Origin of the sequence: Brevibacillus reuszeri (assembly GCF_001187725.1) — a bacterium.
Taxonomy (GTDB): Bacteria; Bacillota; Bacilli; order Brevibacillales; family Brevibacillaceae; genus Brevibacillus; species Brevibacillus reuszeri.
Genome location: NZ_LGIQ01000020.1, coordinates 41,047 through 55,487 on the forward strand (window position 1 = coordinate 41,047; position 14,441 = coordinate 55,487).

At 46.5% G+C, this 14,441-nt stretch carries 11 protein-coding genes and 1 pseudogene; all 12 read right to left on the reverse strand.

Annotated features, from left to right (window positions below):
• Positions 1-250: 250 nt before the first annotated feature.
• Positions 251-550 carry an RNA-binding S4 domain-containing protein gene (locus tag ADS79_RS33630; RefSeq protein WP_049742848.1) on the reverse strand — a complete coding sequence of 100 codons (300 nt, stop codon included), beginning with the start codon at positions 548-550 and terminating at the stop codon, positions 251-253.
• Positions 551-553: 3 nt separating this feature from the next.
• Entirely contained in the window at positions 554-2,041 is a 1,488-nt protein-coding gene (gene yabN, locus ADS79_RS33635) for a bifunctional methyltransferase/pyrophosphohydrolase YabN (protein WP_049742849.1), read from the reverse strand.
• A 14-nt stretch (positions 2,042-2,055) separates the two neighbouring features.
• The gene (locus ADS79_RS33640) at positions 2,056-3,720 is read right to left on the reverse strand and encodes a putative polysaccharide biosynthesis protein (protein WP_049742850.1); all 1,665 of its coding nucleotides are present in this window, start codon (positions 3,718-3,720) and stop codon (positions 2,056-2,058) included.
• Positions 3,721-4,171: 451 nt separating this feature from the next.
• A pseudogene (locus tag ADS79_RS33645) lies at positions 4,172-4,372 on the reverse strand (transposase); the annotation flags it as partial.
• 260 nt (positions 4,373-4,632) lie between these two features.
• Positions 4,633-5,325 (reverse strand): hypothetical protein, encoded by a 693-nt coding sequence (locus tag ADS79_RS33650; RefSeq protein ID WP_141261123.1) that lies wholly within the window; start codon positions 5,323-5,325, stop codon positions 4,633-4,635.
• 63 nt (positions 5,326-5,388) lie between these two features.
• Complete coding sequence (locus ADS79_RS33655; RefSeq protein ID WP_049742852.1) at positions 5,389-6,204, reverse strand: M23 family metallopeptidase; 816 nt, start codon at positions 6,202-6,204, stop codon at positions 5,389-5,391.
• Between the two features lie 865 nt (positions 6,205-7,069).
• Positions 7,070-7,612: a stage V sporulation protein T gene (gene spoVT, locus ADS79_RS33660; RefSeq protein ID WP_049742853.1), complete on the reverse strand. Its 543-nt coding sequence runs from the start codon at positions 7,610-7,612 to the stop codon at positions 7,070-7,072.
• A gap of 243 nt (positions 7,613-7,855) precedes the next feature.
• Positions 7,856-8,926 carry a peptidylprolyl isomerase gene (locus ADS79_RS33665; protein WP_049742854.1) on the reverse strand — a complete coding sequence of 357 codons (1,071 nt, stop codon included), beginning with the start codon at positions 8,924-8,926 and terminating at the stop codon, positions 7,856-7,858.
• A 31-nt stretch (positions 8,927-8,957) separates the two neighbouring features.
• Entirely contained in the window at positions 8,958-12,515 is a 3,558-nt protein-coding gene (mfd, locus tag ADS79_RS33670) for a transcription-repair coupling factor (RefSeq protein ID WP_049742855.1), read from the reverse strand.
• A gap of 217 nt (positions 12,516-12,732) precedes the next feature.
• Positions 12,733-12,963: an anti-sigma-F factor Fin gene (locus ADS79_RS33675; RefSeq protein WP_049742856.1), complete on the reverse strand. Its 231-nt coding sequence runs from the start codon at positions 12,961-12,963 to the stop codon at positions 12,733-12,735.
• A 106-nt stretch (positions 12,964-13,069) separates the two neighbouring features.
• Positions 13,070-13,639 (reverse strand): aminoacyl-tRNA hydrolase, encoded by a 570-nt coding sequence (gene pth, locus ADS79_RS33680; RefSeq protein WP_049742857.1) that lies wholly within the window; start codon positions 13,637-13,639, stop codon positions 13,070-13,072.
• 100 nt (positions 13,640-13,739) lie between these two features.
• Positions 13,740-14,363, reverse strand: coding sequence for a 50S ribosomal protein L25 (locus tag ADS79_RS33685; RefSeq protein WP_049742858.1), 624 nt, complete (start codon positions 14,361-14,363; stop codon positions 13,740-13,742).
• Positions 14,364-14,441: the final 78 nt, after the last annotated feature.

Below are 14,441 nucleotides of genomic sequence, written 5' to 3' on the forward strand. Positions count from 1 at the left end.
CCAACCCAAAATATCCGATTATTCTACACTTACAATCAGGCTAATCAGGTTCATTCTTTCGTTTAACCTAATTAACCCAATTACCTACATTTTTTTGTACGCATTTTTTGTCGAAGAATATCGCCACCTTTCTATGTAGTTAAAAGGAAGTATAATATGAGTTTTCCGAAAAATCTAACCAACAAAAAAGAATAGGCATCCAGACTTTCATCTGATTGCCTATCCTTCTCGTGCCTCTTGTACTTATGGGCTATTCTTTACCCTTGATGTAAGCTTCCTCTTCTTTTTCGTCACGCGGCACTGGCACTTCTCCGATAACCGTGTAGAGTGATGCTGCTTCTTCCTTGCGCGGGTTTTCTTTGATGTCTTCTACCTTTACACTCACAATCTTTTGACCAAAGCGGATAGCCAGCTTGTCGCCGATTTTTACGTTGCTGGATGCTTTTGCCGGACGATCGTTGATTTCCACGCGTGCCTTGTCGCATACTTCTTTTGCCAGCGTACGTCTTTTGATCAAGCGCGATACTTTTAAATACTTGTCCAGTCTCATGGATTATTCTCTCCCTTTCGCGTGGTGCTTGGCTTCCTCCCACCACTTGTCCATCTCCTGCAAATCCGTCTCTTCGAATGAACGGCCTGCTTCCTGGAGCTTTTGTTCGATATAGGAAAAACGCTTTTTAAATTTGGTGTTTGTTAAGGCCAGTGCCTCTTCCGGATCGAGCCCTAGGAATCGCGCCACATTCACAACGGCAAACAGCAGGTCGCCCAGCTCCCCCGCTCGTTCATCCTCGGATGCCTCCTGGAGCTCACGGTATTCCTCGTCTACCTTAGCATAAACGTCGGCAATATCATCCCAGTCAAAGCCCACATGTGCAGCCTTTTTCTGCAGCTTGTAGGCGTACATCAGCGCAGGCAGATCCCGCGGGATACCAGCCAATTGCGACTGGGTCGTGACATCGATTCCTTTTGCCGCTTTTTCCTGTGCCTTGATTTCCTGCCAATTTGCTAAAGCTTCTTCGGAATCCTCGGCGCTTTTTTCTCCGAATACATGCGGATGACGGCGAACCAGCTTTTCGTTCAGGGTAGCGATGACATCATCGACCGTGAAGTACCCTTCCTCGGCGGCCATCTGGGAATGAAGCATGATCTGCATCAACAGATCGCCCAGCTCCTCGCACATGGCATCCGGGTCTTCGTCATCAATCGTTTCCAGTACTTCATACGTCTCTTCGATCAGGTTTTTGCGGATACTCTGATGCGTTTGCTCCCGATCCCACGGACAACCATCCGGACTGCGCAGAACCGCGACGATTTCTTTCAAATGGGAGAACTGACGGTAAGCTACCCGCTCATCTTTTGCAGGCGGAACATAGACCAGTGACAGATTGCCAAAATGGTCCAGTCGATCGAGCTCAAACAAAGGGACGGTATCTATTCGTTCTTCCCCTTTTACCCCCACTGCTGTCGCAACCGTCACCAGGTAGTCATCAGGCAGTACATCCATCAGGGTCAGCTTGACGTCGGATGCAATAAACACGTCATACACCTGCGCGATAATCGTATGTAAGCCAGGAGAAATCTGATGCGCAGCCAAGGCAGTACCATCGAGCAAGGTAAAGCCTTCAATCGGATCAATTTTCAAACGCGCAAACAGCGGATCAATAAAGCTCTGTCCCCCGCCAATCTCGATGTCTACACCTCTTGCCGGACCGTTTTCCAGCAAAAGCTGAACCGTGCGCTCAGCCACAAGTGGATGACCAGGAACCGCGTAAACGATCCCTTCTTCTTGCGCTGCTTTTGTCAACAATCGTTCCACAATCTCCTCATATACTTCAGCAAAGGCGTCATGCTGTTCATACACAGCATCAAACGACTCATACGTCACACCCTCCGTTGCCAATTGTGTAACGACCGGATGCTCCTGCGTGCGCAGATACAAATGAGATGCCTGCTTGAGCGTGCGGTAAATCCCGTATGGAAGCTGGTCTAGATCACCTGCACCCAAGCCTACTACTGTAAGCGTATTTTTTGCTGTTCCCACTGGGCTTGCCCTCCTTACTGATTGCGTTCAACTACAGTTCGTTCCTTAGGAAGGAATTGGAATTTGGTTAAAAGCGCTGCAATACGCTTGCCTTTTGGCAAAAAGTGAATGTCATTTCGCGTCAAGCCACCGGTTTTTAATAACGCCAGCAAATAGACAACAGCTCCGGCTCCGACAGCGATCAGACCTACGATGGTATGAAATAAACGCTCAGAGGTAACCACTTTTCCGAACAGTGCGGCTGCTCCCCATTCTACCACCAACACCACCACTGACATCATGATGACCGAGATAAATGGCCTCAGCGCTGTTTGACGCAGACCGATTTTGGCCCCGGTATACTTTTTCACCGCAAGCACGTTCAAGCCCATTGCGACCAGATACGCGAGCACTGTGGACAATGCCGCACCTGCAATTCCCCACAAGGGAACGAGTGCTAAATTGAGGACAAGCTTTACAACTACCCCGATAAACAAATTGCGCGCAGGTCGCATCACTCGGCCCATTCCTTGCAAAATTCCCGCACTCGCAATACTGAGCGTGGCAAAAATAATCGTGAACGACTGGATCGCAAGCGCCTGTGTTCCTTTATCATCTCCGTAAAGCATCACGTTGATGGGCTCAGCCAGCAGCGCGAGGCCAAAGGAAGCGGGCAAACCAAGCAAGAAAGTCAGGCGAATCGCTACTTCTGAACGATTGGCAATCAGCTTGTTTTGCCGTTGTGCCGCTGCTTCACTAATGGCAGGTACTAATGCCAGGGAAAGTGAGGTCGCAAAGAACGTCCCAAACTGAATGAGCGGCTGCCCGCGGTCAAACGCACCTTTTGCCAGCTTGGCCAAATCTTCATGCATTCCGCTCCACTGGAGCATGTTCACGACTGTCACTGAGTCTACAAGTGGAACGAGCGGAAGCACCAATGCTCCCATACAGATCGGCAGTGCATAATACAACAAGCTTTGCAGCACCTGACGATTCGTCCACGCACTTACACCTGAAGACTGTACTTGAGTGGTAGTAATCGGAAGCAGGTTATGCTTGTCCTTTCTCCAATACCACAGCAATACGAGAACAGCGGCCACACCGCCGGGGAATGCTGCAAAGACTGCACCGGTTCCCGCCAAATAAGCATCTTGATACACATTCATTGCCCAAAATGCGGACAATAAAATAAATACAACGCGAATTAACTGCTCAGCGACTTGTGAAACACCTGTGGGCATCATATTTTGATGTCCTTGAAAATAACCTCGTAAAATAGCTGCCATCGGTACTAACGGTAACGACCAGGCTACCGCCCGAAGCGGTGTAGTCAAATGCTGATCGCCCATAAACGTGGCAATAAGAGGGGCTCCTGAATACAACAGGAGAAAGAAAAAGAAGCCGAGGATCACGAGTGATATACTGGCAACGCGAAATGCTCTGCGTGCCCCGATTACATCACCAACTGCCACACGCTCCGAGACGATCTTGGAGATGGCAATCGGAAAACCTGCGGTCGCCAAAATCAGGAGAGTCGTGTATAGCGGGTATACTTGCATGTATACGTACAAACCGATGTCACCGGCAATATTTTGGTACGGAATGCGGTATACTGCGCCCAAAAGCTTGGAGACAAGACCGGCAACCCCGAGAATCGCGGCGCCTTTCACAAATTGAACAGATGCCTTTTCTTGACCCATGTGCGTGAAATTTCTCCTCTCCAACCAGAAACTTCGTCCATTATACCACAAGAAAACATCGATCGAGGTCTCCCCAAGGAGGAGCGACCGCGTTTTTGCGGAAGGTTGACATGCACACCAGAATTCATAAGCGGCGCGCTTATAAATTCTTATACATTTAGAAAACCTCTATCGAGGCTAATCAAGATGAGCGATCGCGATTTAGCCGATGAACAAAGACGTCTTTCTTCTTGAAAGGCGTCAGATTGTTGAGAAACCCCATACATTCTGGGGTTTCTTATTTTGGGTATCGTCTTTTTTTAATGAAGAGTATCGGTTTTATCTATTCTTTCGCCCTTAACCTTGCTTCGCAAGGTAGAGGGCGATCTTTTTCATATTCTGTACCGCTGCGGTCATGAGTGCTTGCTCGGTAACATTCCGTATCCCCCTCAAACGGCAATAGCGAAACCACCAAAAATATCATTTTAAATAAAATCAAGGGATCAATGGCAGGACGTCCATTATCCTCGCAGTAATAAGGGCGAACTTTATCCAAGATAAACGAAAAGTCGATATATTTATCTATTTTGCGGAGCATGTGGTCTTGAGGAACGAGTTGCTCAATGGAAACAAACTCGTACGCTGTTTGTTTATCTTTATTTGAACGTAACATTACGATCACCTACCGTTAAAGTTTACCTATATTATAAAATATTAACGCGGTGTCGTATTGAAACATTTGGGCATTAAGAAAGGCTGCCGACTTTATCGACAGCCTGAGGCTGGTCTTTGACCAAGCCCTTTTTTATTTCCCTCACTGCTTAATCTTCCTTTTGAAATCACAAAAATCTCCCAACCTTTCTAAGACTAATTGTAGTTTCGAGGTTGAGAGTTTACACAGATTATTTTACAGACTTTAGTAGTGTTCGTAATTTAATGCTCAAATAACGTAGAAAGCTCTTCTAGCGTTAATTTTCTTACTTCATCAGTTGTTAGAACAGAAAAAATGAAATCTCTGGAATTTTCCTCCTCTTTAGTAGCAGGATTGGGTAGTAGTTCCCCCTCAGAAGTGTTAAAACGTTGGTTAAATTTTTCAAAGTTCGTGTTCCCCTCCATGGATACTTTCATATTCTTAATCTGTCCGTTTTGTAGTAATAGTTCATACTGAGCTGTTACAGTTATACTTTCACTACTGTATTTATCAATTGAAATATTTGTTACTGTATATTTCTTTGCCGGCAGCACACCTTCTTTTAATAACTTGATATACTCTTGGTATTCTGGATGAAGTGTTGAAAGATTATTTTGCAAACGCTGTTTAGCTTCTGGATGTATATGCCAAGTGATAAAAGAATATCTTTGTAATAAATCTTCCTCTGTTTTCACAGTAAAGAGTGTTGGCCATTCAGATTCCAATTTTTGAATTAATATAGATAGTACTGATTCAGGAGATTTTATACGATCAATAATTTCCGACTTTTTCTTGTAGTCAACCTTCGAAACTGCCATGTTCGGTGTCTTTTCCCCCAGATTGCTGGATGTTTTAACAGTCTCGGCAGAACATGCCATTAAGCCAACTGCAAGGGGAATTAAGAGAAACAGCTTGCGCGCGTTAATAATAATCAACCTCCCTAGAATAGGAATAGCGAACCTAATTCGGCTCGCCATAAAAAGTTAATAGAATTTTCTCTATTTCCTAGCTTTTTCCTTTGCTTCTTCGAAGATTTTTTCATATTCTTCATCGGAAATATTAAAATCACTTTTCAATTTAGTTACTGTTCGTTCCGATTCATCGAGCGAATCGAACCAATTATCAAACTCTTTTTCACCAACATAATTGATAAGAATTTGATCGAAGTATAAATCAGGATTATCATAGTCTCCATGCTCATGTACAATTTCATTTTCTTCTACATCGTTACTTGCTGTAAGGGCAAAGGAAGAAAGGAATCTCGGCCAAAAATAAACTGGGTTTATAGTTTCTTCCTTACGGTCGGTAAAAATAGGATTTTGACTCTTAGCATCATTTATATCAAAATGCAAATGGTACGGAACACCACCAGTGTTTCCGGAAGTTGCAATAGTATCTCCCTCATACACTGTATCGTATTGACTTACTAATCTGGAGTTCTTTTTTAAATGAAGATAACGTGTATAAAGTGGTTTACCGTTCATAGCTTTATCATCATGCTCAATAACAATCACTTGTGTCCCGTCACTAAAATTACCTGACATAACTACTTCACCATCTGCTACTGCGTAAACCAGCTCTAGATAAACACTAATGTCTATTCCTACATGATAGGGATTCCTTTCACCTACCCTCGGTTCACCGTATTTACCTTTGATAGTACGATATCCATCTCCACTTGTTGGCCAGGTCCATCCATAATTTTTATAAATGTTATCCGGATCTGCAAATGGTTTTACTTCTGCTGCACTTACGATTCCAGCCATTCCAAGAGACAGTACTACTGTGGCTAATCCAACTTTTAAATATCTCACACGTTACACCCCCCAAATATTGTAATATAACCCAATATCATACATTTAAATCAATTGGGTGTCTATTGAAATTATCCCTTATTTTCCCTTTTGTGAAAACCGCAATCTTTTATCCCTGTAAACGCTAAACAAAAAGTTGACCATTTTTGGGGCAAACGCTCAGCTTTGAGTTGACCACCTACGATGCTTCATTTCACACAGAGTAGCATTTTATTTCCTGCGCCAATGCTCGTCAAGGATAAAGGGTAAACCCCTTGCTACGCAAGTCCTTGGCGATCCTCAGCTCAGCAAAAACGTTTGCTAATAGGTGTGAAAATGATGATGTGTGTTAAGTCTTCCAGGTGGGTAACTTTATGATGAGCAAAATGGTCAACATTTTGGCGAGCGTTCACATATCCCTACTTCGCCAACTCACAAGGTTTTGAGTCGAGGAAATGTATCGCCAAAGAAGTTGAAAAATGGATGCAAAAATTTCCTCCGCTACTTTGTTCAGAAATGTAATCTTTCTCCTTCTCCTGAACCACTGTACAGGTATTCGAGGGGAAAGAACATTGCTTGTCAATCACGAGTGGAAGGTTCTAACTAGCCAGGACAGAGAAGCATTTTTCAAGCTTCGGGATTCGAGCAGTTCTCTAAGAAAACCTCTATCGAGGCCTCCTCAAGGAGGAGCGACCGCGTTTTTGCGGAAGGTTTACATGCGCTCCAGAATTCATAAGCGGCGCGCTTATAAATTCTTATACGTTTAGAAAACCTGGCTACGCCAGGCCTTTTGGCGCGGTTGCACTTACACTGGATAGTAATTTATAAGTTCTTATCTGTACAAGAAAAACAGCCCCGACATGCGAGGCTGTTTCTTTTTTTGCACCTATTGTTCCATCTGTTTGGCGAGGAAGCCGGCTGCTGTTTCAGCCATTTTCATCTCCAGATCACTCATTTTGGTGGATTCATTTTTGTTGAGCAGAATGACCGACCCGATTGGATCGCCACCTGCCACAATAGGGGCTACCACGAATGATCCGTACGTCTCATTCATATCACGACAAATTTCATAAGACCCTGCATTTTTTTCCAAACGTGTTTTTCTTTCCTCCAAGCTCTTTTCCACGATACTGCCAATCGCTTTTTCCAGGTATTCTTTTTTCGACGCACCTGATACCGCAATTACGCTGTCCCTATCCGAAATCAATACCGTATGATTCAAGCTCTCATACAGAGAGTCAGCGTATTCTTTTGCGAAATCTCCCAGTTCTCCAATCGGCGAATACTTCTTGAGAATGACTTCTCCGTCACGATCCACAAAAATCTCAAGCGGGTCGCCTTCACGAATGCGTAGTGTACGACGAATCTCCTTGGGAATCACGACCCTGCCGAGGTCGTCAATTCGACGAACGATACCAGTTGCTTTCATGTCATGTTGCCTCGCTTTCCCTGAGAAGTGGGTAGTGAAATGAATGGGTGTTGGTTGGTTAGCTGTATTTTTTCCTGAAATTCTAATTTTAACTATGCGTGACGGTTGTAATTTTTTCCAGATTGTTTTAGTTACTCTCCCCCGGGTGGTAGCGAGTGATTATAGTATTTGCCCACACTTGAAGAATATGCGAGAAAACGAAAAAACAGGGAGAATTGCCTCCCTGTTTTTTTATGAACGCATTTATTTAGCTGCTGGTTGTTTAGCCTCAGGTACGTTGTACTTGGTGATGAGCTTGTCCAGCTCGTTTTTACCAAATTCGTCATAGCCTTTTTCCAGTGCACTTGCACGGAGCTGGTCCTTCATTTCGTCAAACGTTTTTTCTTTGCGTTCTTCTACTTTAATAATGTGGTAACCATAATCCGTTTTGACCGGTGGTCCCACTTCTCCAACCTTTTGGTTCAGGGATGCCTCTTTAAACTCAGGCACCCACCCAGTTACATCAGCATTTGCATACAGGCCGCCGTTTTCCTTGCTGCCTGGATCATCCGTAAATTCCTTCGCAAGCGTTGCGAAGTCCTCCCCTTTTTTCAGGCGAGCTTCCAGATCGTTAGCCAGCTTTAATGCTTCCTCTGGCGTACGTTTTTCTGTAGAGATCAGGATATGACGAACAGAAGCAGTCGTACGGGACGCTTTGTCCATACTGTCATAAATTGGCTTCAGTTTCTCGTCGTTAATGTCCTTTTTCAGCACATTGATCGAGTCGTTAATGAGCGCCATTTGGTTGACAACCTTGTCCTTGGTTACTCCTTGGCCTTCAATCAGCTTGGTAAACTTCGCTTCGTCTTTGCCCAGAAAGCCCATATACTGGCCTTTGATTTTTTCAAAGGTTTTCTCAGCCAAATCCTTGGATTCCTTTTGGATCGCAGCATCAGCGCGGGAAGCCAGAATCTTTGTTGCTGTGAACTCACGTGCAAAAGCTTTCAGCGCATCGTTATCGGCAATCTCAATCATGCCGCCTTGTTGCGGGTTCATGAAATTGATGACACGCAAAAATTCCTCGAACTCCTGACCTGTTACAGTACCTCCCTGATACTCCACAATTACTGCCTTAGGATCGACTGTAAACGGCAGAGTCAGTTTGGGAAATTGAGTCAACGGGTCATTGGCATCAGCTGCCTGGTTACCATTTTGACCTTCTGTCTGATTCGCTGGTGGTTGGTTAGACTGCGCATTTTCTTCTGCTTTACCGCATCCGGTCATGAGAGCCACGACCAATACAGCCGAAGATAAAATGGCTACAGAACGTTTCATAATTAAGGTTCTCCCTTCCTGGCAGGCCCAATCATTTGTCTAGGACATAGGGCTCTTTCGTACCAGTGTCTCGACGCACCTGATGGAATTGACGCAGCAGCTTTTCAACCAGCTGCACGCCTTCATCTTCTCTTAACCCTTTTACTTTAACAGCAATCGTGATCTGTTGTCCACCCGACAGGCCTACTCTTCTGCTCCAACTACTGGCAAGAGCGAACAAGGCTCCTCCATCAATGTTGTTGTTTTGGCTAGGATGCAGCAGCAGCTTGATCTCGTCCGGGTTCTTTTGACTGATTTCCGTAATGTGGTGCTCCAGGGCATATACACGCAATCTGGAAATCGTCAGGAGATTATCAACCGGCTTTGGTACAGGACCGAAGCGGTCGAGCAGCTCTTCTGCCAGATCATCCACATCCTCGAGCGTTGCGACTGCCACAAACTTTTTGTACATTTCAATTTTTTGTCGACTATCCGTAATGTACAGCGACGGAATGTACGCATCCAGCTGCAGATTAATTTCCACAGGGGTGACGCTCTCTTGTTTGACTTCGCCTTTCAGCTCGTCAATTGCATCCTTTAGCATCTGACTGTACAAATCAAATCCGACTGTGTTGATAAACCCGTGCTGCTCTGCCCCAAGCAAATTACCCGCTCCACGAATCGACAAGTCACGCATCGCGATCTTGAACCCGGAACCGAGCTCGGTAAATTCCTTGATGGCTTGGAGGCGTTTCTCTGCTACCTCCGTCAGGACCTTGTCGCGCTGATACGTAAAGTAGGCGTACGCGATCCGATTGGATCGACCGACACGTCCACGCAGCTGATACAGCTGGGACAAGCCCATTTTATCTGCATTGTAGATGATCAGCGTGTTTACATTCGGGATGTCCACACCTGTCTCAATAATCGTCGTGCTCACGAGCACGTCAAAGTTGCCTTCTAAAAAGTCGAGAATGACCCCTTCCAGCTCGCTCTCATTCATCTGTCCGTGCGCTACCGCGATGCGGGCATCAGGAACCAGCATGGAAATTTGCTCTGCCATCTGCTCGATTCCCTGGACCTGATTGTACAGGAAGAATACTTGACCATCACGGGCGAGCTCCCGTTCAATCGCTTCACGCACCAATGCCGGACTGTAATCCATAACATAAGTTTGCACCGGGAAACGATTTTCTGGAGGAGTTTCGATGACGGACAAGTCACGAACGCCCAGCATAGACATATGCAAGGTCCGTGGAATTGGCGTTGCTGTCAGCGTCATGACATCGACATTCGTTTTGATCTGCTTCAGTTTTTCCTTGTGGCTTACACCGAAGCGCTGCTCCTCATCCACGATGAGCAGACCCAGCTCGCGGAATTGCAGGTCTTTGGAGAGCAAGCGATGCGTACCGATAACGACATCGACTGTACCTTCCTTCAGTCCCTTCAGGGAAGCATTCTGTTCTTTGCGTGAACGGAAACGACTCAAAACCTCAACGCGAATCGGATATTCAGAGAACCGCTCGCGGAATGTTTCGTAATGCTGCTGAGCCAAAATCGTCGTCGGCACAAGAACGGCTACCTGCTTGCCATCCATGACTGCCTTAAAGGCTGCACGAATCGCTACCTCTGTTTTTCCGTAGCCTACGTCCCCACATACTAGACGATCCATCGGACGCTTTCGTTCCATGTCGGACTTGACCTCTGCAATCGCGCGCAGCTGATCCGGCGTTTCCTGGTACGGGAACATTGACTCAAACTCACGCTGTTCTGTCGTGTCCGTAGAAAAGGAATGACCGACAGCCGCTTCCCGCACAGCATACAGCTTGATCAAATCCTCCGCAATGTCTTTGACCGAGGATTGTACCTTGTTTTTGACACGCTTCCACTCACTGCCGCCCAAGCTGTAGATTTTGGGAGTAGCTTCTTCGCTCGCCACGTACTTCTGAACATGGTCGATCTGGTCAATCGGAACAAACAGGCTATCGCCCGCAGCGTATTGAATATGAAGATAATCTTTATGAATTCCGAGTATTTCCTTGGTTTCAATTCCAAGGTATTTTCCAATTCCGTGATTGACGTGCACGACATAATCGCCCGGCTTTAATTCCAGGTAGTTTTTGATCCGCTCGGCGTTGTTCATCGTTTGCTGAACTTTGCGCGCCTTGCGCTGCTTCGCTGTAAATACCTCTCCTTCGGTGATGACGATCAGCTTGTTTAGCGGAAGCTCAAAGCCTGTTTGCAGGTTGCCCAAAATGATCGTAGGACGACCAGGCGGCACCATTTCTACGGCGTCACCAAGGACATCTGCTTCCATCTCATAATCATGCAGGACGCGCTCCAGTCTTCTGGCACGCTCCATATCGGCTGCTACAAAAACGATTTGATCCTGCGATTTCTTCCAGCGCGCCAGCTCCGTTTTCAGCACATTCATTTGCCCGTGGAAATTTTGCATCGTACGACAGGTCAGATTGACGATATTTTGCGGCTGGGTCTTCGGGGACTGCCTCAGGAACAAGGACAAGTAAACAATTTGCCGCTTTTTGGTCATCACGATATCTTCGTACGTACGGGACAGGCTGAGATTGGCCATGTACTCACCCTGAATAATTCTGCCTGTGAGCCACTCCGCTTCTTCCTTTTGCAACTGGGCGGATGTATCCAAGACGCGAGAAGGCTCGTCAATAATAAGCAGGGTTTCTGCTGGCATGTAAGACAAAAGTGTATCCTCTGTCGGATAAATCACGGAGATGTAGGAATAAAGCTGCGGAAAGCGCTGACCCTGGCTCATTCTCTCTACATCTGTGCCGATACGCTCGACAACTTTTTCCTTGGCTCCGCCATCCTTTAGCTTGGCAACGGTTTCACCAAGCTTCTGCTCTAAGCGCACAGCGGATTCTTGAAGCAATGGCGTGGAAGCAAACATTTCCTTTGCAGGGCCGATCACATACGTCTGAACGGACTCCAGAGACCGCTGTGAAAGCATGTCAAAGGTACGGATCGAGTCCACTTCCACATCAAACAGCTCGATACGCACTGGCCATTCAGAGTCGATCGGATAAAGGTCAATGATGCCACCTCGAACACTCAGTTCTCCTTTTCTCTCCACCATATCGACGCGCTCGTAGCCAAGCTCAATACAGCGAAGCAAAAAGGCTTCGATGTCCAGCTCTTCACCGACAGCAAGCTTGATTTGCGATTCTCGCCAAACATGCGGGGGAACGACTAATCGGCGCAATCCTGCGAACGGCGCAACCAAAAAACCCGTAAAGCCCTGGGCCAAACGGTTGAATACATGAATTCTTTGGGCCAGCATTTCAGGACTGGCCACAGCAAGCTCTGAGCCGATCAGCTCGTTGCCTGGGTAGAGCAATACTTGATCGGGGTCAACCAGCTCGATCAAATCTTCGTATACTTTTTGCGCCTGGTACATGTTATGGGTCACAACGCAAACAGGGCGATCAGTCATCTGTTTTACTGCCGCCATAAGCGTCTGTCTGGCTGATCCTGCCAAACCGGAGACGAGTTGTTCGTGTAGTCCCTTTTCCAGACCAGCCACGATCGTCCCGATATTTGTGTCCTGTTTCATCGGGTTAATGATGACTTGCATTCACTAATCCCCTCTCTCATTCTTCTCGGGTAAAAACCTCGACCAGGACTATTCATGGCAAGGTGTTTGCGTGTAGCTTAAAAGTTGTTATGCATTTCAGAAAGTTTATCTAGAGACGATTCGCTAAGATAACCGAATGGGTCGACCATGCGAAAAGAAGCCTTAGCTCCCCAAGCTAAGACCTTGTCAGTGCAAGCCTTCCAAAATGTGTATCCACTTATTGAAGCGGGCTTCCAACTAGCGAGAGCTCTGGATTTTGATTCAGCGCTTCACGACAATAATCGCATGTGATGCTGACAACCGTATCTCCACTCTGTTCTCTCGATATTATAAGAGCACGTTCCTCTGGGGTCAAGGAATCAAACCCGAGCTGCGCTTCTGTCACTTGTGCTTCATCAAATTCGGCGATCTTCATACCGCAACAACGGCACGTATATCGTATGCTCATGTATATGCCACCCCCATACTATTCATATCGATTAGTATGGTCTCTTCGATAGCAAATCATACTAGAGGCACACGTGTCCCTTAGGATATGGAGAATTTCATGCAGATTACTTTTTCAAGCTGTTATAGTGATTCATCACTTTAACAAATGGCTCCCTTGTCCACATGGCGGCCGCATCTGCTGCAAGAGTAACTGCCTCGGTTATATCGGCTCTCTCGGCAGCAGGAAAGGCTTGAAGCACATAATCACTGACACTTCTGCCTGGCTCAGGGCGACTGATCCCTACCTTGATCCGCTTGAAATCCTGCGTACCCAAGTGCGCGATCATGGACTTGATGCCGTTATGTCCTCCAGCACTGCCTTTTTCACGCAAGCGGAGCTGCCCTGTTGGCAAATCAAGATCATCAAAGATGACGACCAGTTCATCCGGGATTAGCTTGTAAAATTTCAGAATTTCCGCGACGGATTCGCCGGATAAGTTCATGTACGTCTGCGGCTTAACCAGAAGCACCTTTTCCGCTTCCAGTCTTCCCTCGCCTACAAGCGCGCGGAACTTGTTCTGCGTAACAGGGATTCCCCATTTCTCGCTAATCTTATCTATGGCCATAAATCCAGCATTATGTCTCGTATCTTCATATTTTTTGCCAGGGTTGCCCAATCCGATGATCACTTTCACTTCTTGCTCCCTCCTAATCTCCCCTCATTGTACTAGAATGGCCTCGCGAACAAAAGAAAAAGGCTCAGATGAATCACCCTGAGCCCTTCTTCGTCATTGGCTACACTTTTTTTGCTTGCTCGGTTTCCGATGCTGCCTGTTCAGCAACCTCAGCAGCAGCATGCTGTGCTTCAATCGACTCCTCCGACTTCGCTTTAACCGGCAATACACTGATCAGTACCTCTGTCATATCTAACCCCAGCTCTACCCCTGGAGGAATCTGCAAATCACTGACCAACACCACATCGCCGATATGGAAGCCATCCACGTCTACCGTAAACGTCTCAGGAATGTTTCCTGGCAGGCAGCTGACCTCTACGCTATGTCGAACGAGCGTTGCGACTCCCAGCTCCGGATCTCCTGTCATGAGGACCGGAACCGTCGTGTGAATCTTTTCATTCATGTTGATCTTTTTAAAGTCGGCATGTAGGATATTTCCCATTAACGGGTGACGCTGCAGCTCGTACACCATCACATCATGCGAGCTGCCATCTACGGTTAATCGAAAAGGTTTGTTCGTCGCCTGATGGCGAAGAGCAGCATCCAAATCCTTGCCCAAGACCTGGATGGTCTGATTGCCCATATCGCTGCCGTAAACAATAGCAGGTACCCACCCATTTCTCCGCAATGCCTTAATGGTGTTGCCCGTGCCTAGAGCGCGCGATTGTGCCTGTATCGCTTCCACAAAAAAACCTCCTTCAGACCGCTAGTAAAAGTTTCCTCACTAGCTTGTCCATCGGAGGTTTATTTCAATCCCCTAAAA

Excerpts from the sequence above, each read along its gene's own strand:
- ADS79_RS33630 (WP_049742848.1), bottom strand. The coding sequence starts at position 550 with ATGAGACTGGACAAGTATTTAAAAGTATCGCGCTTGATCAAAAGACGT.
- ADS79_RS33640 (WP_049742850.1), bottom strand. The coding sequence starts at position 3,720 with ATGGGTCAAGAAAAGGCATCTGTTCAATTTGTGAAAGGCGCCGCGATT.
- spoVT (WP_049742853.1), bottom strand. The coding sequence starts at position 7,612 with ATGAAAGCAACTGGTATCGTTCGTCGAATTGACGACCTCGGCAGGGTC.
- ADS79_RS33665 (WP_049742854.1), bottom strand. The coding sequence starts at position 8,926 with ATGAAACGTTCTGTAGCCATTTTATCTTCGGCTGTATTGGTCGTGGCT.
- mfd (WP_049742855.1), bottom strand. The coding sequence starts at position 12,515 with ATGCAAGTCATCATTAACCCGATGAAACAGGACACAAATATCGGGACG.
- ADS79_RS33675 (WP_049742856.1), bottom strand. The coding sequence starts at position 12,963 with ATGAGCATACGATATACGTGCCGTTGTTGCGGTATGAAGATCGCCGAA.